Raw genomic sequence first — 26,117 nt, forward strand, 5'->3', positions numbered from 1 at the left:
GGGTCACCGCCGTCCGCCCGAGGCCGCGAGGTTCGAGCTCTACCGAGGCGTCTCGTCGACCTGGATGTCCCAGTCCACGTTGCCGCCGTTGACCGAGGTGGTCGTGATGGTCACGCCGTAGGTGCTGGGGCCGTCCATGAGCTCGCAGCGGATCTCGGCGCCCACCTGCGCGGGAAGGTCCTCGGCGCAGGTGAAGGAGTCGGGGGCCTGACCGACGATCTCCGTCAGTTCGGCGGACGACTGTTCTGCGACATCGGTGGCGGGGACGGTGTCACCGCTCGCCTGGTCGCCGTCGTTCCCCGTGGTCGCTCCGTCCTCCTCCGTCGTCTCGTCCCCCGTGATCCCGGGGTCGGACGCGGATCCTTCGGCGGATTCGGCGTCGACCACGACGTCCCACTCGACGTCGTTGCCCTCGACGGAGGTGGTCGTGACGGTCACGCCGTAGGTGACGCCGTCGTCCACGAGTTCGCAGCGGATCTCGGCGCCCACTTCGGCGGGGAGGTCGTCGGCGCACGTGACTTCGTCCGGGGCCTGGCCGATCTCCTCGGTGAGCATCCGGCTCGACTCTTCGGCGACGTCGGCGGCGGGGACGGCGGACGGACCACCGAAGCTGAACGAGCAGCCCACCAGGAGTAGGGGCAACGCGCCGAGAGCCGCTCCGGCGATGATCCGATCGCTTCTGATTTGCCGCATCGTGTCCTCCTTGGTTTTCCGGGTCGGGCCATGAGGATTGACCCGAGAACCAAGGCCTTAGTTCCTGAACCGGACATTTCGATGCGGGTTCGTGTTCTGGCGCCCTGCGTTCGAGCGATCACCCGAACCGGCGGAAGGTCGGCTGTGAAGGCGGTGTGGAAACGCACGGAGCGGCGATGACCGTGAAAAGGTCACCGCCGCTCTCACCGAGTGTTCAGACCACGCCGAAGACGAACCCGCCGGGGGAGTCGATGTCGTCGCCGAACAGGTACTGACGGGCGGACAACACGAACTCCTCGCGATTGATGTCACCGTCCCCGTCGGTGTCCACATGCGCGAACCGGGTGCGGGCGCTCGCCTCATCGGCACCCAACGTCTTCGCGTAGACCAGGAACTCGGCCTCGCTGATCCGGCCGTCACCGTCCACGTCCAGCAGGTCGAAGACCGCTTCCGCCACGGCCTCCGCCGCGTTGGAACGGCTGCGGTCCTCCGACGCGGCGTGCATGGCGCCCACGAACGAGTCCCGGTCCAGCCCGTCGGTCTGAGCCCCGGAGAGGTCGACCAGCTTGCGCCACATGGATTCGTAAGCGCTCTGGATCGCCTGAGCCCGGGGATCCTCGGCCTCCAGTCCATAACCGGCGACGTACAGGTCCACGAGCCTTTGATAGTCGGCCCAGGTCACGGCCTTGTCGTTGTCGGTGTCCAAGACGTCGAACAGGTCGCCGAACCGGGCGGCGATGCGGGGATTGGTGTTCACGTGGCTCTCCTTCGAGATCAGGGCGGGCTTCTCCCACCCCTGTCGTCAGAGTGCCATGTACCTCGAACGGTTCCTCCGATCCCGGGTCTCCTCATGTTCGTCCAGGTCCTAAGGTCGAAGCCGACAAGGATGTCCAGGAAAAGGACGGCATATGGACGCACGCGCCTACATCGACGACCACAAGGCCGAGTTCTTCAGCGCGCTCAAGGAGTGGCTGGCGATCCCCTCGATCTCCGCCGACCCCGAACACCACGAGGACGTGCGACGTTCGGCCCGGTGGCTCGCCGACCACCTCACCGAGACCGGCTTCCCCACGGTCGAGGTCTGGGAGACGCCCGGCCTGCCCGCCGTGTTCGCCGAATGGCCCGCCGCGGACCCGAACGCGCCCACCGTGCTGGTCTACGGTCACCACGACGTCCAGCCGGTCGACCCGCTCGACGAGTGGGAGACCGAACCGTTCGTCCCCACCGAGCGCGGCACCTCCCTGTACGCGCGCGGCGCCTCCGATGACAAGGGCCAAGTGCTCTTCCACGCCCTGGGCGTGAGCGCCGCCCTGGCCGCCTCGGGCGCGGACGCCCCGCCCGTCACGATCAAGCTGCTGGTCGAAGGCGAGGAGGAGTCCGGGTCGGTGCACTTCGCCGAGCTGATGAAGACCAACCGCGAACGTTTGGCCTGCGACGTCGCCGTCATCTCCGACACCACCATGTGGGCGCCCGACACCCCCTCCATGTGCGTGGGCATGCGCGGTGTCACCGACGTCGAGATCAACCTGTACGGCCCCGAGCGCGATCTGCACAGCGGCTCCTTCGGTGGTGCCGTCCCCAACCCGCTTAAGATCATGAGCGACCTGCTCTCCGGACTGCACGACGCCGACGACCGGGTCGCCGTCCCCGGTTTCTACGACGGTGTCGTCGAGGCCGGTGCCGAGGAGCGCGAGCTCATTTCTCGCCTGCCCTTCGACGAGGCGCAGTGGCTGGCCACCGCCGGGTCCACCGCCGCGCGCGGTGAGAAGGGCTACAGCACCCTGGAGCGTGTCTGGCTGCGACCCACCGCCGAGGTCAACGGAATGTGGGGCGGCCACACCGGCGCCGGCGGCAAGACGATCGTTCCGCGCTCCGCGCACGCCAAGATCAGCTTCCGCCTGGTCCCGGGACAGGAGCCCCTGGCGATCCAGGACCGCGTCCGCGAGTACGTGGAGGCGAACACCCCCGACGGCGTCCGCGCCGAACTGGAGTTCGGTGGCCCCGGCGTGCGCGCCTGTGCCTCCGACCTGTCCTCCACCGCTCTGAAGGCCGCCCGCTCCGCCATGGGCCGCGCCTTCGGCAAGGAGGTCCTGTTCACCCGCGAGGGCGGCAGCGGGCCCGAGGCCGACATCGCCGACATCCTCGACACCCCTCTGGTGTTCGTGGCCGTGGGCCTCAACGAGGACCGCATCCACGCCCCCAACGAGAAGGTCGAGATGCCGTTGTTGCTCAAGGGCGCCGAGAGCGCCGCCCACCTGTGGGAGGAACTGGGCAAGGGCGCCTGAGCTCCCCACGGTCGCACCCGCGCACTTCGTATCCGGCAAAGTGCGCGGGTTCCCCCGTCGGGAGTGCGCGGCGCCCCCGAACGCGTTACACCTGGTGTGCCGAGCACGAACACAGGAAGGCCCCATGGACTCCGACTCCGTACCCGCACTCTCCCGCGCCGCGGTCGACTCCGCCGGACACCGCCGAGGTGACGACGAGTGGCTGGCCAAGGCCTGGGCCGATACGAACACCCGGGTGCTGGTCTTGGAGGGCGGCGAACCCGGAAGCTACGGCTGGCAGGCGCTGATGGCCAAACAGTCCCGCGCCCTGGTCACCACCGGCGAGACCCGAGAGCTCGTCCTCATCACGCCCGAGCAGGCGCCCAAGGGCGAGCGCTACCTCCTGGGCAGCGACGGGGAACGCGCGTACTTCGCGGTGCGCTCCCACCAGGAGCTGGCCGTCAACCCCGTCGCGGAACCCGCGTCGTTGCGCGAGGTCGGCACTGTCCTCGACGACCACGACACCGGTCTGTTCACCCGGGCCATCGCCCTGGCCAACTGGAACGCCACCCACGGCTTCTGCCCCCGTTGCGGTTCCCGCACCCGGATCGAGAAGGCGGGACACGTGCGGGTCTGCGAGGAGGAGGGCACCGAGCAGTTCCCCCGGATGGACCCGGCGGTCATCATGCTGGTGCACCGTGAACGCGATGGCCGGGACGAGGCGCTGCTGGGCAGCAACCCGAACTGGGACGCACGGCGTTTCTCGGTGCTGGCCGGGTTCGTCGACGCCGGGGAGTCCCTGGAACAGGCGGTCGTCCGCGAGGTCGCCGAGGAGACGGGTGTGATCGTGGAGAACCCGCGCTACCTGTCCTCTCAGCCCTGGCCGTTCCCGCGCAGCCTCATGGTGGGCTACACCGCGCTCGCGGTGGGGGAGAGCGTGGCCACCGACGACGAGATCGCCGAGGCCCGCTGGTTCACCCGACCCGAACTCGCGGCGGCGGCGAGGGACGGAGAGGTGATCCTGCCCGGACGGATCTCCATCGCGCGCACCCTCATCGAGCACTGGTACGGGGGTCGACTGCCCGGCGGCTGGTAGCCCCGAGGACGGTCGGGCTGAAGAAGGTCGGGCCGAAGCGCCGGCGGAGGTGCCGAAGGACTCGACACGGCGAAGCCGCGGACCGTCCGTCCCCCGTGTCGGACGGTCCGCGGCTCACCACTCGTGTGGGCCGGCCCGATCGGACCGGCGCCCGATCAGACTTCGCCGAGTTCGTCCGGCAGGACGGTCAGTGGGCTGGTGCTGCTCTCCACCACGTCCCCGGCCAGGTCGGCCACCTTGCGCCCACGCGAACGCGCGGAGGAACGCAGCCGCTCGAACGCCTCGCGAGGCGGCATCGTGTGCCGCTCCGCCAGGACGCCGATCGCCTGCTCCACCACCACACGTGAGTGCAGCGCGTGCTCCAACTGCGCGATGGTGTGCTTCAGGCGATCCACCTCCGAAGCCCCCTCGGGGGCCCGTCCCGGTGCCTGGGCGCGGGGGCGTGGCCCCCCGGCCTCCGAGGTGAGCAGGTCCGCCAGCACCATCGCGCTGATCAGGTCCGGGGCGTCGTCGCATCTCTGCCCGCCGCCCACACGCCACCCGTGCGGGGTGCGTCGCACCACTTCGGCGTCCACCGTGTCGGTGGTCGCTATGTCATGAGGTCTCACGTCGTCCCCCAACTCCACACTCCCCGTCATGTACAGGTCTGCCGGTGTCGGCCGGGCCGCCCAGGACCGGGGTGTGGTCGCCCTGAGGGAGGGCTCCCCATCGGGCGGGCCGCGTGAGGCGGCCCGCGCCGTCGGTCCTAGGCCAGCTCGGCCAACTTCTTCTTCACTTGAGCGAGCGACGGGTTGGTCATGGCCGAGTCGTCGCTGAAGACCAGGGTGGGAACCGTCTGGTTTCCACCGTTGACCTTCGACACGAGATCCGCGGCCTCCGGGTGCTCCTCGATGTTCACCTCTCGGCCGGTGATGCCCTCACGGGCCAGCTGGCTCTTGAGCCGCTTGCAGTAGCCGCACCAGGGGGTGGTGTACATCGTGAACCGCTCGGTACCGGTACTCGTCATCTCGCTCACGTCTTTTCCGTGTCGACTGCCATGGTTCGGGAAGATCCCGACAGTTCCAACACCGAGGAACCTGAGCCGCTTCCCATGGCGGTTCGACACAACGTGGGACGCCTCACAGACGCGACTGGTTCTTGAATGTGTCACTCGGTTCGTTCGGCCTGTTCAGGGTGGGGCTGTGGACGGTCGACTCCGACAGGCGCCGATACTTGAGAGACTGTCCACCCAGACCCACCCGTCCGACCAGATGCAGGAGCACCATGGACCCCGACCGTGTCCTGGAGGGACTGGACCCGGAACAGACCGAGGCGGCACGCGCGCTGCGCGGACCCGTGTGCATCCTGGCGGGTGCGGGCACGGGCAAGACCCGGGCCATCACGCATCGGATCGCGTACGCCGTGGCCGGTGGGGTCGTCTCCGAACAGCAGGTCCTCGCGGTCACCTTCACCGCGCGCGCCGCCGGTGAGATGCGCGGCCGACTCCGTTCCCTGGGCGCTCCCAGGGTCCAGGCCCGCACCTTCCACGCGGCCGCCTTGCGCCAGCTCTCCTTCTTCTGGCCGCAAGTGGTCGGCGGTGAGAAACCCACCCTGATCGACAGCAAGATCAAGGTGGTGGCGCGCGCCGCCAACGCCGTGGGTCTGCAACCGGACCGGACCGGACTGCGCGACCTCGCCAGCGAGATCGAGTGGTCCAAGGTCACACAGGTGCGCGCCGACGACTACGACAAGGCCATCGTCAAGGCCGGCCGACAGGCGCCCATGCCCGCGGTCGAGGTCGCCCGGGTCTTCGAGGCCTACGAGGAGCTGTGCCGTGAGCACAATCTGCTCGACTTCGAGTCCATGCTCGAACTCACCGCGGGGATGATCAACGAGTACCCGGCCATCGCCCAGCGGGTCCGCGACCAGTACCGGTACTTCGTCGTCGACGAGTTCCAGGACGTCAACCCACTGCAAAAACTCCTGCTGGACGCCTGGCTCGGCGACCGCGACGACCTGTGCGTGGTCGGCGACCCCAGCCAGACCATCTACTCCTTCGCCGGCGCCACCCCCGGTTACCTCACCGGGTTCGGGGCCCGTTTCCCGCACGCCACCATGGTGCGGCTGGTCCGCGACTACCGGTCCACCCCCCAGGTCGTCCGTGTGGCCAACCACGTGATCGGCCAGGCCAAGGGCGGGACCGCGGCCGAGCACCTCACCCTCCAGGCCCAGCGCGCCGATGGGCCGGACCCCATCTACCAGGAGTACGACGACGAGCTCGCGGAGGCCAACGGCGTCGCCCGCAAGATCAGCGTCCTGCTGGAGGAGGGGACGCCCGCGAGCGAGATCGCGGTCCTGGTGCGCATCAACTCCCAATCCGCCGCCTACGAGCAGGCACTGAGCGACCAGGACGTGCCCTACACGGTGCGCGGCTCCACCCGTTTCTTCGAGCGTCCCGAGATCAGGAAGGCCGTGCACACCCTGCGCGGGGCCCGACAGAGCGCCGCCGACGAGCAGGACGAACCCCTGGTGCGGACCGTGCGTCACCTGCTGTCCCAGATGGGGTTGACCGACGCCGCGCCCGAGGGCCGTCAGGCCCGGGAACGCTGGGAGTCCCTGTCGGCCCTGGCCCAGCTGGCCGAGGACATGGCGGCCAGACCCGGACCCGGTGGGCGGTCCGCCACCATGGCCGACTTCGTCGACGAGCTCGAAACGCGCATGGCCACCGAGCACGCGCCCGGCTTCGAGGGGGTCACCATCGCCTCCCTGCACTCCGCGAAGGGCCTGGAATGGGACGCGGTGTTCCTGGCCGGGTTGACCGAGGGCATGATGCCCATCATCTACGCCGAGAGCGACGAGGAGGTCGAGGAGGAACGCCGACTCTTCTACGTGGGCGTCACCCGCGCCCGTGAACACCTGGCGATGTCCTGGTCGCTGGCGCGTTCGCCCGGGGGCCGCAAGACCCGAAAGCCCTCGCGGTTCCTCGACGGACTGCGGCCCGCCTCGCCCTCCACGGGCGCGCGTCGGGATCGACGCAAGGGCGGGGTGGTGCGTTGCCGGGTATGTTCCAACACGCTCACCGACATCACCGAACGCAAGCTCGGGCGCTGTGTGGACTGTCCCTCCACCTACGACGAGGCGTTGCTGGAACGGATGCGCGACTGGCGGCGCCGGACCGCGCAGGAACAGAAGGTCCCCGCCTACGTGATCTTCACCGACGCCACCCTGCAGGCCATCGCGGAACAGGAACCGAGCAGCGTGTCCCAGCTCTCCGCGGTATCCGGGATCGGCGCGGTGAAGCTGGATCGCTACGGTGAGGCGGTGCTCGCGCTGGTGGCGGGCGACGACCCGGAGGGGCCGACTTCCGGTGACGGAGAGGAAGAGGATGAGTGACGGCTTCGACGTCGGCGATGGCGGGCAGTCCCTGGCCCAGCTGCTGAAGGTCCTGGACCTGGAGCGGATCGAGGAGAACATCTTCCGGGGGATCAGCCCGGAAGAGGGGCCCCAAAGGGTCTTCGGCGGTCTGGTCGCCGGCCAGGCCCTGGTGGCTGCGGGCCGGACGGTGCCCGTCGAGCGGTACGTGCACTCCCTGCACGCCTACTTCATCCGGCCGGGCGATCCGTCGGTGCCGATCGTCTACGAGGTCGACCGGGTCCGCGACGGGCGCTCCTTCACCACTCGCCGGGTGGTGGCCATCCAGCACGGCAAGGCGATATTCACGCTGTCGGCCTCCTTCCACAAGGAGGAGCCCGGGCTGGACCACCAGATCCCGATGCCGGACGTGCCACCGCCGGAGGAACTGACGAGTACCCGCGAACGGCTGCGAGAGGCCTTCGGCAAGGTGCCGAACTTCGTTCAGTGGCACCCCATCGAGATGCGACCGGTGGGCGCGATGTCCTTCGAGGCGGAACGCGACCCGGAGCTGCGGACCGCCACCAACCCGGTGTGGTTCAAGGTCGACGGCAGGCTCCCCGACGACCGTCTCACCCAGGTGTGCCTGATGACCTACGCCTCCGACATGACGCTGCTGGACACCGTCCTGCTGCGGCACGGGCGTTCGTTCGCGGGCATCGCCATGGCCAGCCTGGACCACGCGATGTGGTTCCACCGTCCCTTCCGCGCCGACGAGTGGCTGCTGTACGCGCAGGAGTCCCCGACCGCGCAGGGCGCACGGGGGTTGGCGCGGGGATTGGTGTACACCCGCGACGGACAGCTCGTCTGCTCCGTCATGCAGGAGGGGATGATCCGCGTGGTGGACGCCGAAGGCTGGTCCTGAGGGGTTCGGCGGGCGGACCTGGGAGGACGCCTCGACAGGGGCAGGAGGGGAGAGGTCGACACTCTCCGACTCGCCGCCGGCGCCGTGAAAGTTTTGGCCGGATGTGGACGTTTTCGCAGGTCAAAAATGGGTTGCCCTCTTCTACTGGGCGACCGTAGTGTGTACAACGTCGCAATGACCGCTCTCGGTTCAGGTGCAAGACCCTGTGCCCGACTTTGAAGGAGGTGCCCGATCTGATGATGACGAAGAAGCAGCAGACCACCGGTTTCGCAGCCGCTTGGCAGTCGTTCGTGCCGTCCTTCGGCTTGGGCATCGACCTGAGCGGTGACGCCTTCGAGCGCACTTTCGGTGGCGACCGTATGAACACCCTGGGCGGCGTGGCCGCCTCCGACACGGGCCTACTCCTCGCCGGAGTTTCCGTGTCCGAGGGGACCACTGTGTCCGAACCCGGTGTCATCGGCGCCCTGCGCGACGAGTCCGGACTCGCCCTTGATCGTGGCGAGTTCACCGGTGGCATCCACGCCCTGAAGGAAACCCGGCGCCGTTATGGCGCATCGGGGGAGTGTCCACGGAGGATTCCGGCCTAGCCGGCGTTCCACTCCGTGGCCGCGGACCCCGATAAGGGGCCCGCGGCTTTCTTTGTATCTCCGTCAGGCCCTCCGTCCCCCAGGGGCGGAGAGAAGACGGCGACATCGCAGAGTCCAGGTCCCTCACCGGACCGGTTCCGGTGATCGAACACCGACCGCGTTGTACGAACGATCAAAGATCTTGGAGGGCACCGATGCTTGCGTCGGTCCTGGTAACGCCCCAGCTGGGTGAAGTCGACATCCCTTGCCGTCGAGAGCCGGACCTGTTCTTCGCGGAGGCTCCCGCCGACGTCGAGGCGGCGAAGGCCATCTGTGGGGACTGTCCCATCAAGGAGCAGTGCTTGGCGGACGCCCTGGAGCGGGGTGAGCCGTGGGGCGTCTGGGGCGGGCAGCTGCTCGTCTCCGGTCAGGTGGTGGCGCGCAAGCGCCCCCGTGGCCGCCCCCGGAAGAACCCGGCCCCCGTCGCGGCCTGAGGGCCGCGACCATCTCGTCTCACAAAGCACGCACGATCGAAGAGGACTCGAAGAGCGATGATGCAGGAACTCATGCGAATGGTGGAGCGGACCGAGCAGGAGCCGAGAGAGCACCAGCTCAGAAGGATGGGTGCCCGACAGCTGCGCGCCCGTCAGCGGGAGGAGCGCCGCTTGGAGGAATCGCTCATGGAAATCGCGTGGTCGCGGCTGTGTTGACGCCGATCCACTCGGTGACTCGGTGAACGAGACCGGGCGGACCCCTGAACGAGGGGGTCCGCCCGGTCTCGTTTCGATAACCAAAATGCCGATGGGTGAGACTCTCGGAGGCTCGGTGTGTCCTGTCTCACCGGCCTGGAAGGGGCCTGGTCACAGCGAAACGTGCTCCACCGTGGTGCTTCCCGGTCCGGGCCGGTGACCTGGACATCGGGTCGACTCACTGACATATCGGACCACGGCACACCTGTTCGGAAACGCTCCTCTGGGCTACCGTAAACTTCGTGCCCTCGAACACCAAAGTCGAGGTACGACGCAGTCTTCGTCGCCGACGTACCGTGTCGGCCTATCGGGACGGGGACACCACGGTCGTCCTCGTGCCCGCGACGTTCTCCCGCGCAGAGGAAAAGCGCTGGGTGGATCAGATGCTGCGGAAACTAGAGGAGAAGGAGGGGCGCCGCCGCCGCGGCGACCGCGAACTCCACGAACGCGCGGTCGAACTCGCCGAACGCTACCTCGGCGGCACCCGTCTCCCGGACACCGTCCGCTGGGTCGACAACCAGAACACCCGTTGGGGTTCGTGCACCCCGGACACCCGCACCATCCGTATCTCCCGCCGCGTGATCGGTATGCCCTCATGGGTGGTCGACTACGTGCTCGTGCACGAACTCGCCCACCTGCACATTCCGCACCATGGCCGGGACTTCTGGGAGCTGGTGCGCCGGTACCCCAAGGCCGACCGCGCTCGCGGCTACCTGGAGGGCTACAGTGCGGGCAGTCGTTCCGAAGGGTGCGCCCACGCCGCCGAGGACGACGACCTGGAGGACGACGAGGTCGCCTTCGAGGAGTAGGGCCACCGACGGACTCAGCCATCGAGCGCCGCGTGGGCCGTCCTCATCGCGCGGTACGACCGCGCCAGCAGGTACGTGCCGGCCAGCAGCAACGCGCCGAACACGAGGACGACGTAGGTCGTCGTGTCGATCCATGAACCGGAGACCGCCGCACGGCCCGTCACCGCGAGCAGGAGCAGGGCCAGGAACGCACAGACGACCTGCGCGACACGGAACGAACGAAGCGTGTGCCCGTACCTGACCCGGGCCGCCTCACGTGCGTCGACCCGGCCGGCCCGCTCGTCGAAGAGCAGCTCTCGGGCCGCCTTGCGCAGCCGCCGGTAGAACAGGTGGGCCACGAGCCCGCCGGCCAGGGCGATGATGGTGAACAGGGACATGTCACGACCTCGGGGGTGGGCCGGCCTCAGGGCGAGTTCCGTGGACGCGCCGCGCGGCAGGGTGTGTGCTCGTGGAACGTGCGTTAGGGATGGACGGGGCCGTGTGCCGTCACGGCGGCGACGGCGGCGGCGATCAGGTCGCGCACCGAGTCGTCGGTCGGTTCGGGTGGATCGGTGATCGGGAACCAGCCCAGGTCCGCGGACTCGTCCGGGTCCCGCACCAGCACCGCGCCGTCGGGGGCCACCGCGGCGAACTGTACGTCCAGGTGGAAGCTTCCGCCGCCGCAGGGCACCGCGTGCCGGTCCAACCGGACCGGCTCGGGTAGCACGGTGATCCCGGCGATGCCGGACTCCTCCGTGGCCTCCCGCAGCGCGGCCGCGACAAGGGTGGTGTCGTCGCCCTCACAGTGACCGCCGGTCTGCAACCACATCCGGTGGATCCGGTGCAGGACCAACGCGACCCGGGCACCGTCGGCGGAGATGATCGCCGAGCTGGCCGTCAGGTGCCCTGGCAGGCAGGTACGCCACATGGCGTCGTCATGGGTCTCCAGATGCGCCAGGTAGGAAGCGCGCAGCTCCTCCTGCCCGGCGTCGGGGGCGGCCCAGGCGGTCAGTACCGCCCGGGCGTCCTCATGAAGGCTCACTCGCCGCCCTTCTCGCCTCGGTCCTCGTCGCCCGGCTTGGGCTTCTCGGTCCCGTCCGGGTCGGTCAGTGACGAAATATCGAAGTCGACGCCCTCGTCGGAACGACCGTTCACGAAACCGTTCGGGTCGTCCAGGTCGTCACCGGACGGCATCAGGTCCGGGTGCTGCCACACGGCGTCGCGCCCCTCGACCCCTCGGGCCTCCTCCAAGGCGCTCCAGAGCGCCCCGGCCTCGCGCAGCCTGCGCGGGCGAAGCTCCAACCCGACCAGGGCCGCGAACGTGTGCTCGGCGGGACCACCGGTGGCGCGTCGGCGCCGGGTGGTCTCGGCGAGCGCACCGGCCTGCGGGAGTCGGCCGTCCACGGCCTTGGCGACCACGGTCGCCACCCAGCCCTCGATCAGGGCGAGGGTGGTCTCCAACCGGGCCAACGCGGCCTTCTGCTGTGGAGTGTCCTCCGGCTGGAGCAGCCCCTCGGAGCCCACACCACCGGACATGATCTCCTGGATCGCCTCGGGGTTGGTGAGATCGATCTCGCCGAGCTTGTCCTCCAGACCGCTGACGTCGTACGACATCCCCGCGGCGTACTCCTCGACCAGACGCGACAGGTGCGAACGCAGCCATGGCACGTGCGAGTACAGGCGGTGTACCGCGGCTTCGCGGGCGGCCAGGTAGAGGCGGACCTCGTCGGTGGGGATCTCCAGCCCGTCGCTGAACTTCTCCACCCCGGAGGGCAACAGCGCGGCGTTTCCCTCACCGGCCAACGGCAGGCCGATATCGGTGGTTCCGATCACCTCTTGGGCGAGCCCACCGATGGCCTGACCAGCCTGCTGGCCGACCATCATGCCGCCCATCTGCTGGATCATGCCGAGCAGCGGGCCGGCCATGGAAGCCATCTCCTCGGGCAGGTTCTGCCCCATGGCCTGGACCGTCTTGGCCGTCAGTGGGTCGCACAACTGCGCCCACGTGTCCATCGTCTTCTCGATCCACTCCGACCGGCTCCAGGCCTGGGCGGTCTGGATCCCCGAAGGGAGGTCGGTAGCCTGGTCGAGCCACAGGTCGGCGAGGCGCAGGGCCTCCTCGATCCGTGCGTAGTCGGAGGGCGGCACACTCGGGTCCCCGATCTGGGACACGCTGTGCCGCGCGATGTTCTTGACCATGTCCCAGTTGATGCCGGACGTCGAGGACGTCGCGGCGGATCCTCCGGCGGAGCCGGGGGAGGGCTGGGACGACATCATGTCCGCGAACTGGCGGAGCATGTCGGCCATCTGTTGCGGATTCCCGAACGGGAATCCGTCCGGTGTTCCGGAGTCCCCCCCGCCCGGGCGGCCGCTGCCGGCACCCGAGCCGGAGTCGCCTGAACGGCGTCCGGACTCGTCATCGGGATCGTTCGGCATGCTGAAACCGAAAGGCAGGTCGCTCACAATCAGACCTCAGGCAGGATTAGGTTTGGTCTCCACTGTCACGTTAGCTGGGAGTCGCCCGGAGTGAATACCGAAAGCAGCCAGGTTCGCCCAGAGCACAGCCCTCCGGGACGACCGGGGACAGTGGTCGCGGTCACCGGTGCCGCCACCGGGGTAGGCCGGCTTCTCGTGCAACGCCTGGCCACGCCGGAAGGTTCCATCCGGGCCCGCGAGATCATCGCGATCGACCAAGAGTTCGCCGACCTGCGCGATGTCACCTGGCGAATCGCCGACGTCTGCGACCCGGGTCTGGTGTCCCGGTTGGAGGGCATCGACGTCCTCGTGCACACCGCCGACGACCGTTCCCTGGACACCGGACCGGCACGCCGGCGGAAGCACAACGTCCTGGCGGCCCAGACCGTGCTGACCGCCGCGGCCGCCTCGGGTGTCCCCAGGGTCGTCCTCGTCACCAGCAGCATGGTCTATGGTGCGGCACCCGACAACCCCGTCCCGCTGCCCGAGGACGCCGCCCGGGTGTCGGACAACAGCGAGGGCCTGATGGGCGACTTCGCCGCGGTCGAGGAACTGGCCGAACGCGCCCGCCGGGCACACCCGGGTCTGACGGTGACCGTCGTGCGCCCCGCGCCGCTGGTCGGTCCGGAACTGGACACTCTCCTGAGCCGCCACTTCGCCGCGCCCCGGCTGCTCACCGTCAAGGGACACGAACAGCACTGGCAGTTCTGCCACGAGGACGACCTCGCCTCCGCGCTGGCCTTCTGCGCCTTGCACGATGTGACGGGACGGGACGGTGTGGTCGCCGTGGCCTCCGAGGGCTCCCTCACACAGGGGGAGGTCGAGGCGATCGCCGAGATGAAGCACTTCGAGGTCGCGGCCAACCTCGCCTTCGGCGCGGTGCGTCGCCTGCACCAGGCCCGGATCACCCCGGCCGCGGCCGGAGAGATCAAGTTCCTCGTCTACCCGTGCGTGGTGGACTGCGCCTCGTTGCGCGAGGCCGGTTGGAAACCGGTACACGACAACGAGTCGACCCTGCGGGTGCTGCTGGAGTCCCGCAGCGGCAAGCACGCCATCGCCGGACGCACCCTCGGCCGCAAGGAGGCCACCATCACCGCGGCCGGTGCGGCGGGTGCGGCCGCCGCGACCATCGGTACCGTCGCCGCCATCCGCCACCTGCGCAAGCGTGGCAAGGGTTGACCGTCCGTCCCACCGGTCGGAGTCGCGCGCGGGCATCCTTCGCACGAGTCGTCCGCACCGGTCATCGCACGTGCGAACGTTACGCGCACCCGACCGATTGATACGGTTCGTCTGTGGAAGAGATCACTCTCGCGGCAGTTCGCGAAACACCCCTGTCCGTCGACGAGGTCCTCGCGGCGGTGACCCACCCCCGGGCCGGCGGCACCGCCGTGTTCGTCGGGACCGTGCGCGATCATGACCACGGTCGTGACGTCGCCGCCCTGTCCTACTCCGCGCACCCGACCGTCGAGTCCCGCCTGCGCGAGGTGATGGAGAAGGTGCTGAGCGACACCACCGTCCCGGGCCGCCCCGTCGTGCGGATGGCCGCCGCCCATCGGGTCGGAGACCTGGAGATCGGTGACCTCGCCGTCGTCGTCGCGGCCTCCGCCGAACACCGTGAGGAGGCCTTCGCGGCCTGCCGTCGACTCATCGACGACCTCAAGGCACAGGTGCCCATCTGGAAGAACCAGGCTTTCGAGGACGGCGAGACCGAATGGGTCGGATCGCCCTGAACCATCGCCCCTGACGGTCCCCGGTCCCCCCACATTCCGGTCGCCGAGGCGCGCGTCATCGGCGCCCGCGACCAGGCGGGGGGACGAACACCGGAGGTATCCGAGGGGCTCTAAGGTGTGCAACATGCTTCGTCGTGTCATGACCCTTGTCGCCGCACTCGTCCTGCTTGTCGGGCTCGGGTACGGCAGTCTCCTGCTGCCCATGCCCTATCTGGTGGCGGCGCCGGGCGTCACCCTGAACACGCTCGGGGAACAGGAGGACGGGCAGCCGATCATCGGCGTCGACGGCAGCGACGACTACGTGCACGACGGTTCACTGTCCATGGTGACCGTGCAGTACGCCGGAGGGCCCGACCACCGGCTCAACCTCTTCACCCTCGTCACCGCGTGGCTCTCGCCCAGCCAGGCGGTCCTGCCCGAGGAACTGCTGTTCCCCGCGGGGCGCTCCCAGGAGGAGGTCACCGAGCGGCAGACCGTTCAGATGAACGACTCCCAGACCGACGCGACCGCGGCGGCCCTCAACCAGCTCAACATCGACTACGAGGCGATCCCGCTGGTCGCCGACGCCGTCGAGGACATGCCGGCCGAGGGCGTCGTCGAATCCGGTGACCGTGTCCTGGAGGTGGACGGCGAGTCCGTCCCCACCGGCACCACCGGTGACGACAAGGAACAGCTCGTCGGCAGTGCCTACGTGGTCGAACACGTCGGTGCTCGCGACGTCGGCGAACCGGTCGAACTGCTTCTGGAGCGCGACGGAGAGGAGGTCGAGGTCGAGCTCGAAACCGTCGAGGGCGACAGTGGTTCCGCCGCCGTCGGCATCCTCATCGCCGACGACATGGACTTCCCCGTCGACATCGACATCAGCGTCGGCGAGATCGGCGGACCCAGCGCGGGCATGATGTTCTCGCTCGGGATCATCGACCGCCTCAGTGAGGAGAGCATCACCGGCGGCGCCCAGGTGGCCGGTTCCGGCACCATCTCCTCCGACGGCCAGGTCGGCGGGATCAGCGGTATCCCGCAGAAGATGGTCAGCGCCCAGCGCGACGGCGCCGAGTACTTCTTCGTGGCCGCCGACAGTTGCTCCCAGGTCGCCCAGTCCGCCGCCTACGGCGAACTGGACGTGGTGCGGGTCGAGACGCTCACCGACGCGATGGACGCACTGGAGACCATCCGCGAGGGGGGCGACGACCTCCCCCGCTGCGAATAGGGCTCGGTCGCACGTTGAGAGGCCCCCGACACCGGACGGTGTCGGGGGCCTTGCTTGTCTGTCGGCCTGTCCACGGGGGTCTGTCGGTTCGGGCACCGGGGGAGGCCCGAAGGTCCTATTCCTCGTCGAGGTCCAGGGTGAGGGCCAGAGCGGAGGTCAGCGCCGGGATCAGGTCGGGGCCGTTGAGCACCTCTTCCTCGCTGTCATGGCCGCGCATCCGCATGGCGCAGTGCCGGGATCCGTCGCGCAGCACCCCCGCCACCATGCGGATCTCTTCGGTCTCCTTGCCGGAGGTGTCGGGGTCCTCGTCGGCGGCCAGGGTCTCGTCCGACCCCTTCACCACCAAGCGCTCCATGACCAAGGCGCATCCGGCCACACCCTCCGGCCACAGAATGCGGCCCAAAGCCTCCTCCAACGGGACGTCAGGAGGCAGCTCCTCCTGCTCGACCGGGGTCAGCTCGTTCGGGTCGGTGGGGGAGTCGATCCCCAACAGACTCGCCAGAGCGGGTTCCGCTGCCAGCAGCTCACTGGTCGGGACCAGGGCGTACAGCCCCAAAGGACGATCCCAACCCTGTTCGGCTGCGTGGCGTTCCAGGTCCATGACGGCTTCGCGAATGTTCGACACGTTTCCATGGTGGCCGATGTGGGAGCCTCGCCGAGCCCGTTCGCGGCCAGTAGGGTCGCAGTGGTGCCGTCCGTTTGCGACTCCGATACACCAACGATGCAGGCTTGTCACTCGTTCAGGGGCGATTTCGGGAACCCGGCGGGCACCAAATAAGTTTTTACCCATGAGGGCGCCACACGCGCACCGACCGCACCTACCAAGCCAGAACGAGGGGGAGGCGTGAGCTTCCGATCGCCCGGCGCACCACCTGCGCGTATGCCTCGCCGATCAAGGTTGCTCGCGCCAGTCGCGGCGACCGTGGTCGTTATCATCGCGGGGCTGATGCTCGCCGCGAACTTTTGGACCGACTTCAAGTGGTTCGACTCCGTCGGCTACACCAATGTCTTCCTGACCGAACTGTGGACGAGGGTCCTCCTGTTCGCGGTGGCGGCACTCGTGATGGCCGTCATCGTCGGCGCGAGCATCTTCTTCGCCTACCGGGCCAGGCCGGGCATCCGGCCGATGAGCCTGGAACAGCAGGGACTGGACCGCTACCGGCAGTCCATCGACCCGCACCGCAAGCTCTTCTTCTGGATCGCCATCGGCGCCTTGGCGCTGCTCTCCGGCGCCGCCGCGAGCGGTGACTGGCGTTCCTACCTGCAGTTCGTGAACGGTGTGGACTTCGGTGTCGCCGACCCCGAGTTCGGCATCGACATCGCGTTCTTCGCGTTCACGTACCCGTTCCTGCGGATCCTGCTGGGTTACATGTACGCGGCGGTCATCCTGGCGTTCATCGCCGCGGTGATCGTGCACTACCTGTACGGCGGCGTCCGCCTGCAGAACGACTCCGGCCAGCGCGCCACCCCCGCGGCCCGGGTGCACCTGTCGGTGCTGCTCGGAATCTTCGTGTTGTTGCGCGCCGGTTCCTACTGGCTGGATCGCTACGGACTGGTCTTCTCCGACCGCGGGTACACGTTCGGTGCCTCCTACACCGACGTCAACGCGGTCAAGACCGCCCTCACCATCCTCACCGTCATCTCGGTGATCTGTGCGGTCCTGTTCTTCGCCAACATCGCCTTCAAGAACACGATGATCCCGGTGGCCTCCCTCGGCCTGCTGGTCCTCTCGGCGGTGGTCGTCGGCGCGGCCTACCCGGAGATCGTCCAGCGCTTCCAGGTCGACCCCAACGAGCAGCGCCTGGAAAGCCCCTACATCGAACGCAACATCGAGAGCACGCGTGAGGCGTACGGGGTCGCCGACACCGAGGTGACCGACTACGACGCCACCACGGAGCTCACCCCGCAGGAGTTGGCGGCCGAAGCCGACACCATCCCCAGCGTTCGTCTTGCCGACCCGGCCGTGGTCTCGCAGACCTTCCAGCAGATGCAGCAGGTCCGTGGCTTCTACCAGTTCCCGGACGTGCTGGAGGTCGACCGCTACCCGGACTCCGAAGGCAACCTGATCGACACGATCGTCGCCGTTCGTGAGCTGGACGGGCCGCCGCCGGACCAGGACAACTGGCTGAACCGTCACCTGATCTACACGCACGGTTTCGGTATGGTCGCCGCCGCCGGCAACCTGATCGACGACGAGGGCCGCCCGGTCTTCACCGAGTACAACATCCCGCCGCGCGGTGAGTTGAGCGAGGTCACGGGCGAGTACGAGCCGCGGATCTACTACGGCCGCGAGGGCGCCGAATACGTCATCGTCCAGGCCGAGGAGGAGTACGACTTCCCCCTCGACGCCGAGAACGACGAGCCGGAGGTCCCCACCCTGGAAGACGCCGTGGAGTCCAGCCCGAGCGCCGACGAGGCACGGGCGCCCGCCGAGAACGAGGGCGGCGAGGAGGCCCCGGCCGAGGAGACCGAAGGTGCCGAGGAAGGCACCGAGGAAGAGCCGGAGGGCGGTTCGCAGCAGTACAACCGCTACGACGGTGACGGTGGCGTGCCGCTGAACAACTTCTTCGACCGCATCCTGTTCGCGATCAAGTACCAGGAAACGAGCATCCTGCTCAACAGCGCGATCACCAGCGACTCTCGGATCCTCTTCGAGCGTGACCCGCTGGACCGCGTCGAGAAGGTCGCGCCGTTCCTGACCGTGGACAGCCGCCCCTACCCGGCGGTCGTCGACGGCAAGGTCCAATGGATCGTCGACGGGTACACCACCTCCGACGGTTACCCCTACGCCAACCGGATCGACTTCACCCAGGCGGTGACCGACACCTTCACCGACGGTTCGGCGCAGCAGGTCGGTGCGCTCCCCGGCAACGAGGTCAACTACATCCGCAACTCGGTGAAGGCCACCGTCGACGCCTACGACGGTTCCGTCACCCTGTACGGCTGGGACGAGGAGGACCCCGTCCTCCAGACCTGGGAGGGCGCCTTCCCGGGCACGATCGTCGACCGGGACGAGATGAGCGACGAGCTCGTCCAGCACCTGCGCTACCCGGACGACCTGTTCAAGGTGCAGCGCGAGATCATGCGCGAGTACCACGTCACCGACGCCGCGTCCTACTACGGCGGACAGGACTTCTGGTCGGTTCCCGACGACCCGACCCAGGAGGGGGAGGTCTCCGAGCCGCCCTACCGCCAGACCATCAACTTCCCCGGTTCGGAAGAGGCCAGCTTCTCGCTGACCAGTACGTTCGTGCCGCGTGGTCGTGAGAACCTGGCCGCGTTCATGTCGGTGAACAGCAACCCCGAGTCCGATGACTACGGCCAGTTGAAGCTGCTGGAGCTCCCCCGGAGCACCGTGATCTTCGGTCCCGGGCAGGTGCAGAACGCCTTCGACTCCGACGCCGACGTGCGTGAGGTCCTGCTCCCGCTGGAGCAGTCCAACGCCGAGGTGACGCGAGGCAACCTGTTGACCCTGCCGTTCGCCGGCGGTCTGCTCTACGTGGAACCCCTCTACGTGCAGGCCGGTGGCGGTGGAGCGGCATCCTTCCCGCTGCTCCAGCAGGTCATGGTCGGCTTCGGTGAAGAGGTCGCCATCGGCAGCAACCTCCAGGACGCCCTGAACAACCTGTTCGAGGGTGGCGAGGGGCCGCTGCCGGACCCGGACGAGGAAGGCGCCGAGGACGAGGACCCGTCCGAGGCCGACTCCGACACCGACTCCGGTGGCGACACCGATCTCACCGAGGCCCTCAACGAGGCCGTCGACGCGTGGGAAGAGGCCCAGGACAACAGCGAAGAGGCCAACGAGCGTCTGCGTGAGGCCCTTGAGGCCGTCGAGGACGCCGCGGGCGAGAACTAGGCCGAAGTCGAGGGCCACACGGCCCTCACGAGGCGATGACGGGCGGGGCGGGCACCTTCGGGGGCCCGCCCCGTCGGCCTTTTCGGGGAGGGTGTCCTGGGTCTCCCCAGGTCGATTTGCTGTTCTCCCCGGGGGCGCGCTAATCTAAGAACACAACGACGCGGGGTGGAGCAGTTCGGTAGCTCGCTGGGCTCATAACCCAGAGGTCGCAGGTTCAAATCCTGTCCCCGCTACGAGGTTCGGATCCGGAAGAAATTCCGGGACCGATACTTTCTCCGGTTTTCAGTCCCATGGGCGGATGACCGGGTTCATTCACCGAAGTGCTCTGCTAAGGTGAATGAGAATCGGGCCGCTGGTTGGCCTGGTCAGGTGGAGTCTCCACCGGTTCGGCGGAAGTCGAAACGGATTTGCCACCTGAGGGTTAAGGCCCTAAAGTAGGAGACACAACGACGCGGGGTGGAGCAGTTCGGTAGCTCGCTGGGCTCATAACCCAGAGGTCGCAGGTTCAAATCCTGTCCCCGCTACCAAGGAAACACCGGGTGGAGAAATCCACCCGGTGTTTTTTCGTATGTCGGTTATTCGAAGGCGAATCGACGCCGTTCCGATCGCCCGCGCGAGAAGCCGGGCGACCGGAACGATAGGGGGCCGGCGTCGAACGACGCCGGCCCGCTCAGTGGGTCCGGCCCTCCACCAGTTCCACCACGCGGTCGGCCCGTTCGGCGACCTTGGGATCGTGCGTCACGACCACCACGGCGGAGTCGTGCCCTTGGGCCTGCTCGATGAGCTGGTCCATGATCATGGTGCTGCTGGCGGCGTCCAGGGCGCCCGTGGGCTCGTCGGCGAGGATCAGTGGGGGTTCGCGGCTGAGCGCGCGGGCCAGGGCCACACGTTGCTGCTCACCGCCGGACAGCTGGTGCGGCTGGGAGCTCAGCCGATGACCCAGCCCCACCGACTCCAGCAACTCCTTGGCCCGGGCCCGACGCCGCAGCGCCGAGACCCCTCCCAGCACCATCGGCACACCCACGTTGGCCAGGGCCGACCGCCGCTCCAACAGGTGGAACTGCTGGAACACGAAGCCGACCCCCTCGCCGCGCAGCCGTGACCTGCGACCTTCGCGCAGGGCGGTGGTGTCCACCCCATCGAAGGTGTAGGAACCCGAACTGGGTGTGTCGAGCAGTCCCAGCACGTTCAACAGCGTGGACTTGCCCGACCCCGACTGGCCGATGATCGCCACGACCTCGCCACGGGACACATCGAAGGTGCAGTCGCGCAGCACGTCGATGCGGGTGCCCGACACCACGAAGTGCCGGGTCAACCCCTCGACCCGCAGGAGCGGGACCGTGGCCGGGCGTGCGGGGACCGCCACGGGCAGGGGAACGTCGAACGACATCTAGCCCTCCTCTTCGATGAGGGCCTCGTCCTCGAAACCCTCATCGGGGAGCTCGTCGTCGAACTCCTCCTCCGTGGGGTCCTCGGGGATGTCGAACCGCGGGTCCAGCGGTACCGGGTCCAGGACCTGATCACCCACGCTCAACCCCTCGGTGACCTCGATCACCTGTCCGTCGGACATGCCCAGGGACACCTCGCGGGTCTCCTCCGCGCCAGCGTCGTCGACCACGACGACCTCGCCCGACTCGGTGTTGCCGCGTACCGCGGTCACCGGGACGACCACCACGTTCTCGACCTCCCCGGTGCTCACCGACAGCTTGCCCTGTACCCCGTCGAAGACCGTCAGGTCGGACGGGATCCGGCAGGTCAGCTCCGAGCCACCACCGGCACCGGTCTCGCCGGCCTCGGCGCCCTCTTCGCCCGAGTCCTCTTGCTCGGAGGCGCCGAGCCCGATGAAATCGCACTCCGCGGCGGGCGGGCCCTTGTCGATCTGGAGCATGATCTCTCCGGGGTCGTCGTAGAACCGGTACAGGTCGTTGGCGGGCACCTGAGCGACGGCGTGGAACTCCCCGGTGGAGACCGTGGCGACCTTGGCGCCGGGTTCCAGTACGTCGTCCACCCGGACGTCGTCCAGGCCCGACACCGTGCCGCTCACGGGTGCGTACAGGGTGACCTCGCGGGAGCCGGAGGACGACTCGTCCTCCTCGGCCTCGGGGGCGGGTTCGGCGGGCAGTGAGACGCTGACGACCGGGGCGCCCTCCTCCACGTTCGCTCCGTCGTTCAACCACAGATGCGTGACGGTGCCGCCCTGACGCGCCTCGACGGGCTTACCCGGTTCGGCCTGGACGGTGGCGTCCAACACCAGTTGTGAACTGACGGTGCCCAGTTCGATCTCGACCGGTTGCCGGCTCACGTCCGCGGCGGCGCCGACGACGTCCTCGTCCGTGGGGGCCGAGCCCATGCGCGAGAGCAGGAGGTAACCCGAGGCGACCAGTCCCAGCAGCAGGGCCGCGACCGCGCCGACGATGATCCACTTCTTCACTGTTTCTCCTATTCCCGCAGCCCGGCGACGACGGACGCGCGCAGCGCCCGGATCGCGGGGATGATCCCGGCCAAGAGACCGACGAAGGCGGCGCTGAGTAGACCGACCAGTACCGCCGAGGGCGGCACGGTCATGGTGATATCCGGTGGTAGCGCGACGAAGTTGCCGATGATCGCCCCCGCCGCTGCGACCAGGGCGAACGACAACAGCAGAGCGATGATCCCGGCGACCACCGAGACCACGACGGACTCCATGACCACCGCCACGAACAACGTGAACCGGCTCGCGCCCAGGGCACGGTAGGTGGCCAGTTCACGGCGACGTTCTCGGACGGTGACCAGGCCGACGTTGAGCACGCCGAGCAGCCCCGTGGTGAGGGTGATGCCGGCGATGACGAGGAGCCCCGCCGACATGACGGTGATGACGATGTCCGTCTCTTCGGAGAAGTCGCTGCGGTAGGCGAAGTACTCGAACTGGTCGTCGGTGCTCCACCTCCACCGCGCCGACTCCATGCGTTCGGTGAACTCCGTGCCGCCGTCCATCTGGTCGGCGGCACTGTCGGAGGGATCCACCCGGGCCAGGTGCGTGACCCCCATGTCCTCGCCTCCCCCCTGGAACCCACCGATCTCGGAGTCCCATGAGGGGCCGAAGATGATCTCCTCGGAAACGGGGGAGCGCAGCAGGTAGGCGGAGTACCAGTCGCCGTCCAGCGCGGAGCTCTCGGAGACGCCGACCACCCGCACGTCGATCCAGCGGTCGGTGCCCATCTGGAGTTCGGTCTGGTCGCCGAGGAAGTCGGCGAGGGACTGGTTGACCACCAGGACCGGGGCGCGCGACTCCTGGTCGGCCTCGGTGAACCAACGGCCCTCGGCGAGGTTGATCCGCCGGATGTCGGAGAGGGTGGCGTCCACTCCGGTGACGCTCACGGATTCGATGGCCTCGTCGCCCGAGCGGAAGAGGGTGTCGTTCTGGGGGGATTGGTACAGCGAGACGTCCTGGGCGCCGGCACGGACCAGGTCCTCCTCGTAGGCGGCCAGGTCGTTGATCGGGTTGTAGACCATGGCTTCGATGGTGGCGGCGCGTCCGGCGTTGGCCTCGCTGAAGGCGGTGGCGTAACGCTGACCGAGGTCACCGGCGGTGACGACCATGATCAACGCGCCGACGCCGACGACGATCCCCGCGCAGGAAAGGATGGTCCGGGTGACGTTGGCCCGGGAACCGGCGAAGGCCAACACGATCCCGGCGGTGAGGGAACGCAGCAAGGGACCCCTTCCCGTGTGTCCGTAGGACCCGGCGCGGCGGCATCGGCGGCGCCGGGGTGGCCCGCGAGGGCGGGCTGACAACAGGTTCATCGCAGGAACGGGGGTTCTCGGTTCACACCGGGAGGGTTTTTCGGCCGGCCGGATCTGGCCACCGCGCGTGGCCTCCTCAGTCGACCTCGAAACCGTCGCAGGTGATGGGGTCCCCGGCGCCGTCGGTCCACAGCACGGTGTGCACCCCGCTCGTGGTGGGGTCGGCGCCGAAGTCGTCGGGGAAGACCAGGGAGGACCATTCGTCCTCGCCGAGGTCGGTCTCGGCGGAGGTGGCCTCACCGTCGGGGGTGGTCACGGTGGCGATGACGGCTCGGGCGGGACCACCGGCGTCGTCGGACAGACCGAGTTCGGCCGACTCTCCAGCTTCGAGGGCGGATCGGGGCGCCTGACTGCGCCAGCTCCCGGGGACCAGGGGGTCGACCGCCGGGGCGCACGCGAAGTCGTTCGGATCGTAGAGGGAGCCGGACGCACCGAGTCCCGGCATGCCGGTGTCGGCGGAGTCGCGTACGGTCTCGGTGATCATCTCGCTGAGCTGCCGGGGGCTGTGACCGTGGCCGTCGGCGCACGCGGTGGCCAGGAGGAGGACCGCTCCGCAGAGCACGAGCACGCGCCGTGGGTGGGTTGTCGTGGTCAGCACACAACGCACGTTACTACGTAACGTGATCAGGAAGACACGGATAGTTCGTTCAGGGGCGTCGTAGCGGGGTGGGGCCGCCGTTGAGCCAGGTCAGGGCCTGGTCGTGGAGCGCGCCGTTGCTGCACACCAGGGGACCACCGTCGACGAAGCCCTCCCCGCGCAGGTCGGTGGCCCGCCCGCCGGCCTCCTCCAGGATGATCGGCAGCGGAGCGGCGTCCCACAGCGACAGCTCGGGTTCGGTGGAGATGTCCACGGTGCCCTCCGCGACCATCACGTGCGACCAGAAGTCGCCGTAGGCGCGGGTCCGCCAGACCGAACGGCTCAGGCCGAGGAACGATTCCAGCCTGCCCTGCTGCTCCCAGCCGGTCAGTGACGAGTAGCTCAACGAGGCGTCCGACAGTTCGGTGACCTTGGAGACCTGAGAGCGAGTGGCCTTGGACAGGCTGCGGCCGGACCAGGAACCGCCACCCTTGGAGGCCCACCAGCGTCGGTGCAGGGCCGGCGCGGACACCAGGCCGACCACCGGACGGTCGCCCTCCAACAGGGCGATGAGGGTCGCCCACACCGGGACGCCTCGAACATAGTTCTTGGTGCCGTCGATGGGGTCGATGACCCACACCCGGTTGCTGTTGCCGCTCTTGCCGTACTCCTCGCCGACCACCGCGTCCCGGGGGCGGGCACGAGAGAGCACACTACGCAGGGTCTCTTCGACGGTGCGGTCGGCCTCGGTGACCGGAGTAAGGTCCGGTTTGGTCTCGACGACCAGATCCAGCGCGCGGAAATGCTTCATCGCGATGTCGTCGGCAGCGTCGGCGAGCACGTGGGCCAGCCGCAGATCATCGTCAAAGGACACCATGGCCGGTAACGCTACCGTCCCGGGTACGAACATGGCCAAAGCGGCACCCGCACGTGATCAGAGTGTTAGGGGATGTCGGAGGCGGGAGAGGGCGGCTGAAACGGGAAGGCGGAGCGTGGGCGGATGGGAGAATGGAACCATGGGAACCGTGAGTGGGGACAAACGCGGTGGGGAGAGCGCCGGAGCGCGTGAACGGCTGTTGGACGCGGCCTACGCCGAGGTACTCGCGGGCCACTGGGGCGAGCGCCGGATGGTCGACGTCGCCACGGCCGCGGGAGTGTCCAGACAGACGCTCTACAACGTGTTCGGGAGCAAGGAGGGGCTGCTCCAAACGGTGGTGGTGCGCGAGGTGAACACCCTCCTGGACAACGTCGTCCGAGTGCTGGAATCCGACGGACACGACCCCGCGTACGCCGTCAACCGCACCACCCGCATGGTCCTGTCGGCGGCCAGGGACAACCCGCTGCTGCGGGCCGTGGTCACCGGTGACGACGAACTGCTCCCCGTGGTGACCACCCGATCCGAGCCGCTCTTGGACGTCCTCGGTGATCGGATCTCCCGAACCCTGCGGGAACGCTGCCCGACCACCGAACCGTCGGTGACCGAGGCGGTGGCCGACGTCACGCTGAGGCTGATCGTCTCCTACTCGCTGCAACCCATCGACCCGGAACGTGCCGCCCGACGCGTCGAGATGGTGGTGCACGGAATGCTTCCGGTGGCTCGCTGATGCGCGGCGGACCGGGACCCGAGGACCGCCGCCGTGAGGTGCTGCGCCATTCACGGCGGGGGTGAAGTCGACCGCCCCGCGTAGCGGGATGGAAAAATCCGATTCGCCCCCGGGGCGGATCGGCGCTTGTTGTGGTGACGGTGTCAGGTACCGCCGGACGGGCGGGAACGGGACCCTTGGGTCCACAAGCCTGTGGAGACCGGGTAAGACCGACCGACTCGATCGGGCGGCACGGGTCGCCGAAGCAGGAACCGGCGGGCGCCGCGAGGCGCAACGCGCCTACAGCCGCGAGGCTGTGGGAATCCACGTCGTTCACGGCGCGGAGGACGTCAACGGCGTTGCGGCGGCACCGTCGATCTGTAGGACGCGCCCGGTGGCCGGCCGCGCCCCACCTCCGTCGACGTTCCGTCAGGGAGTGTTCTTTGGACGCCTACGGTCGGTTCGGCGCTTGAGCCGATCCTCGTGAGCCCGGCG

Annotated in this window: 26 protein-coding genes and 2 tRNA genes; 15 read left to right on the forward strand and 13 right to left on the reverse strand. The window is 68.5% G+C overall.

Features of this window, described 5'->3' with window-relative positions; translation table 11 throughout:
• Nucleotides 1-39: 39 nt before the first annotated feature.
• Together BQ8420_RS21235 and BQ8420_RS21240 are read right to left on the reverse strand one after the other, a co-directional pair.
• A complete protein-coding gene (locus BQ8420_RS21235) occupies nucleotides 40-693 on the reverse strand; it encodes a DUF4333 domain-containing protein (RefSeq protein WP_087100908.1) in 654 nt (217 codons plus the stop codon).
• Nucleotides 694-907: 214 nt separating this feature from the next.
• Complete coding sequence (locus BQ8420_RS21240) at nucleotides 908-1,450, reverse strand: EF-hand domain-containing protein (RefSeq protein ID WP_087100909.1); 543 nt, start codon at nucleotides 1,448-1,450, stop codon at nucleotides 908-910.
• Nucleotides 1,451-1,601: 151 nt separating this feature from the next.
• Here BQ8420_RS21240 and BQ8420_RS21245 point away from each other — a divergent pair, with 151 nt between their 5' ends.
• On the forward strand, nucleotides 1,602-2,978 hold the full coding sequence (locus tag BQ8420_RS21245; RefSeq protein ID WP_087100910.1) for a dipeptidase: 1,377 nt from the start codon (nucleotides 1,602-1,604) through the stop codon (nucleotides 2,976-2,978).
• Nucleotides 2,979-3,102: 124 nt separating this feature from the next.
• Nucleotides 3,103-4,053 (forward strand): NAD(+) diphosphatase, encoded by a 951-nt coding sequence (gene nudC, locus BQ8420_RS21250; RefSeq protein ID WP_087100911.1) that lies wholly within the window; start codon nucleotides 3,103-3,105, stop codon nucleotides 4,051-4,053.
• Between the two features lie 155 nt (nucleotides 4,054-4,208).
• Here nudC and BQ8420_RS21255 read toward each other — a convergent pair whose 3' ends face one another.
• The gene (locus BQ8420_RS21255; RefSeq protein ID WP_200816039.1) at nucleotides 4,209-4,628 is read right to left on the reverse strand and encodes an ANTAR domain-containing protein; all 420 of its coding nucleotides are present in this window, start codon (nucleotides 4,626-4,628) and stop codon (nucleotides 4,209-4,211) included.
• Nucleotides 4,629-4,798: 170 nt separating this feature from the next.
• On the reverse strand, nucleotides 4,799-5,059 hold the full coding sequence (locus BQ8420_RS21260) for a mycoredoxin (protein ID WP_087101010.1): 261 nt from the start codon (nucleotides 5,057-5,059) through the stop codon (nucleotides 4,799-4,801).
• 257 nt (nucleotides 5,060-5,316) lie between these two features.
• Between BQ8420_RS21260 and BQ8420_RS21265 the strand changes: the two genes are divergently transcribed.
• From BQ8420_RS21265 to BQ8420_RS21285, 6 genes are all read left to right on the forward strand, one after another.
• Nucleotides 5,317-7,425 (forward strand): ATP-dependent DNA helicase UvrD2, encoded by a 2,109-nt coding sequence (locus tag BQ8420_RS21265; RefSeq protein WP_087100913.1) that lies wholly within the window; start codon nucleotides 5,317-5,319, stop codon nucleotides 7,423-7,425.
• Entirely contained in the window at nucleotides 7,418-8,308 is an 891-nt protein-coding gene (gene tesB, locus BQ8420_RS21270) for an acyl-CoA thioesterase II (protein WP_087100914.1), read from the forward strand. Before BQ8420_RS21265 ends, tesB begins: the two co-directional genes overlap by 8 nt.
• A gap of 236 nt (nucleotides 8,309-8,544) precedes the next feature.
• Nucleotides 8,545-8,895, forward strand: coding sequence for a hypothetical protein (locus BQ8420_RS21275; RefSeq protein ID WP_235006400.1), 351 nt, complete (start codon nucleotides 8,545-8,547; stop codon nucleotides 8,893-8,895).
• Between the two features lie 194 nt (nucleotides 8,896-9,089).
• Complete coding sequence (locus BQ8420_RS21280) at nucleotides 9,090-9,368, forward strand: WhiB family transcriptional regulator (RefSeq protein WP_087100916.1); 279 nt, start codon at nucleotides 9,090-9,092, stop codon at nucleotides 9,366-9,368.
• 57 nt (nucleotides 9,369-9,425) lie between these two features.
• Complete coding sequence (locus BQ8420_RS32410; protein ID WP_200816033.1) at nucleotides 9,426-9,584, forward strand: hypothetical protein; 159 nt, start codon at nucleotides 9,426-9,428, stop codon at nucleotides 9,582-9,584.
• Nucleotides 9,585-9,865: 281 nt separating this feature from the next.
• Nucleotides 9,866-10,432: a M48 family metallopeptidase gene (locus BQ8420_RS21285; protein ID WP_087100917.1), complete on the forward strand. Its 567-nt coding sequence runs from the start codon at nucleotides 9,866-9,868 to the stop codon at nucleotides 10,430-10,432.
• Between the two features lie 14 nt (nucleotides 10,433-10,446).
• Here the strand turns inward: BQ8420_RS21285 and BQ8420_RS21290 are convergent, their stop codons facing one another.
• The 3 genes from BQ8420_RS21290 to BQ8420_RS21300 all read right to left on the reverse strand — a co-directional run bounded on the left by BQ8420_RS21290 (nucleotide 10,447) and on the right by BQ8420_RS21300 (nucleotide 12,874).
• Nucleotides 10,447-10,809, reverse strand: a complete 363-nt coding sequence (locus tag BQ8420_RS21290; protein WP_087100918.1) for a hypothetical protein — start codon at nucleotides 10,807-10,809, stop codon at nucleotides 10,447-10,449.
• An 83-nt stretch (nucleotides 10,810-10,892) separates the two neighbouring features.
• Nucleotides 10,893-11,453, reverse strand: coding sequence for an NUDIX hydrolase (locus BQ8420_RS21295; RefSeq protein ID WP_087100919.1), 561 nt, complete (start codon nucleotides 11,451-11,453; stop codon nucleotides 10,893-10,895).
• Nucleotides 11,450-12,874: a zinc-dependent metalloprotease gene (locus BQ8420_RS21300; protein ID WP_087100920.1), complete on the reverse strand. Its 1,425-nt coding sequence runs from the start codon at nucleotides 12,872-12,874 to the stop codon at nucleotides 11,450-11,452. Before BQ8420_RS21300 ends, BQ8420_RS21295 begins: the two co-directional genes overlap by 4 nt.
• 123 nt (nucleotides 12,875-12,997) lie before the next feature.
• Here BQ8420_RS21300 and BQ8420_RS21305 point away from each other — a divergent pair, with 123 nt between their 5' ends.
• The 3 genes from BQ8420_RS21305 (at nucleotide 12,998) to BQ8420_RS21315 (ending at nucleotide 15,823) form a co-directional block, all read left to right on the forward strand.
• Nucleotides 12,998-14,065, forward strand: coding sequence for an NAD-dependent epimerase/dehydratase family protein (locus BQ8420_RS21305; protein WP_087100921.1), 1,068 nt, complete (start codon nucleotides 12,998-13,000; stop codon nucleotides 14,063-14,065).
• A 113-nt stretch (nucleotides 14,066-14,178) separates the two neighbouring features.
• Nucleotides 14,179-14,616, forward strand: a complete 438-nt coding sequence (locus BQ8420_RS21310) for a molybdenum cofactor biosynthesis protein MoaE (protein ID WP_087100922.1) — start codon at nucleotides 14,179-14,181, stop codon at nucleotides 14,614-14,616.
• A gap of 139 nt (nucleotides 14,617-14,755) precedes the next feature.
• Entirely contained in the window at nucleotides 14,756-15,823 is a 1,068-nt protein-coding gene (locus tag BQ8420_RS21315; protein ID WP_087101011.1) for a PDZ domain-containing protein, read from the forward strand.
• Nucleotides 15,824-15,938: 115 nt separating this feature from the next.
• Here the strand turns inward: BQ8420_RS21315 and BQ8420_RS21320 are convergent, their stop codons facing one another.
• Entirely contained in the window at nucleotides 15,939-16,448 is a 510-nt protein-coding gene (locus BQ8420_RS21320) for a PPA1309 family protein (RefSeq protein ID WP_235006401.1), read from the reverse strand.
• Between the two features lie 297 nt (nucleotides 16,449-16,745).
• Here BQ8420_RS21320 and BQ8420_RS21325 point away from each other — a divergent pair, with 297 nt between their 5' ends.
• The 3 genes from BQ8420_RS21325 to BQ8420_RS21335 all read left to right on the forward strand — a co-directional run bounded on the left by BQ8420_RS21325 (nucleotide 16,746) and on the right by BQ8420_RS21335 (nucleotide 20,206).
• A complete protein-coding gene (locus BQ8420_RS21325; RefSeq protein WP_087100923.1) occupies nucleotides 16,746-19,679 on the forward strand; it encodes a UPF0182 family protein in 2,934 nt (977 codons plus the stop codon).
• A gap of 159 nt (nucleotides 19,680-19,838) precedes the next feature.
• A tRNA-Met gene (locus BQ8420_RS21330) sits at nucleotides 19,839-19,912 on the forward strand.
• Between the two features lie 217 nt (nucleotides 19,913-20,129).
• A tRNA-Met gene (locus tag BQ8420_RS21335) sits at nucleotides 20,130-20,206 on the forward strand.
• A gap of 143 nt (nucleotides 20,207-20,349) precedes the next feature.
• On the opposite strand, the gene BQ8420_RS21340 is transcribed toward BQ8420_RS21335, so the two are convergent.
• The 5 genes from BQ8420_RS21340 to hisN form a co-directional block, all read right to left on the reverse strand.
• Nucleotides 20,350-21,069 carry an ABC transporter ATP-binding protein gene (locus BQ8420_RS21340; RefSeq protein ID WP_087100924.1) on the reverse strand — a complete coding sequence of 240 codons (720 nt, stop codon included), beginning with the start codon at nucleotides 21,067-21,069 and terminating at the stop codon, nucleotides 20,350-20,352.
• The gene (locus BQ8420_RS21345; RefSeq protein WP_087100925.1) at nucleotides 21,070-22,110 is read right to left on the reverse strand and encodes an HlyD family efflux transporter periplasmic adaptor subunit; all 1,041 of its coding nucleotides are present in this window, start codon (nucleotides 22,108-22,110) and stop codon (nucleotides 21,070-21,072) included. It lies immediately after the preceding gene.
• A gap of 8 nt (nucleotides 22,111-22,118) precedes the next feature.
• Nucleotides 22,119-23,372, reverse strand: a complete 1,254-nt coding sequence (locus tag BQ8420_RS21350) for an ABC transporter permease (RefSeq protein ID WP_087100926.1) — start codon at nucleotides 23,370-23,372, stop codon at nucleotides 22,119-22,121.
• 166 nt (nucleotides 23,373-23,538) lie between these two features.
• Entirely contained in the window at nucleotides 23,539-24,060 is a 522-nt protein-coding gene (locus tag BQ8420_RS21355; RefSeq protein WP_235006402.1) for a hypothetical protein, read from the reverse strand.
• 49 nt (nucleotides 24,061-24,109) lie between these two features.
• Nucleotides 24,110-24,916: a histidinol-phosphatase gene (gene hisN / locus BQ8420_RS21360; RefSeq protein ID WP_087100928.1), complete on the reverse strand. Its 807-nt coding sequence runs from the start codon at nucleotides 24,914-24,916 to the stop codon at nucleotides 24,110-24,112.
• Nucleotides 24,917-25,055: 139 nt separating this feature from the next.
• Between hisN and BQ8420_RS21365 the strand changes: the two genes are divergently transcribed.
• Entirely contained in the window at nucleotides 25,056-25,643 is a 588-nt protein-coding gene (locus tag BQ8420_RS21365) for a TetR family transcriptional regulator (protein WP_087100929.1), read from the forward strand.
• The last annotated feature ends 474 nt before the right edge of the window (nucleotides 25,644-26,117 follow it).

This window comes from Nocardiopsis sp. JB363, assembly GCF_900143625.1.
GTDB lineage: Bacteria > Actinomycetota > Actinomycetes > Streptosporangiales > Streptosporangiaceae > Nocardiopsis.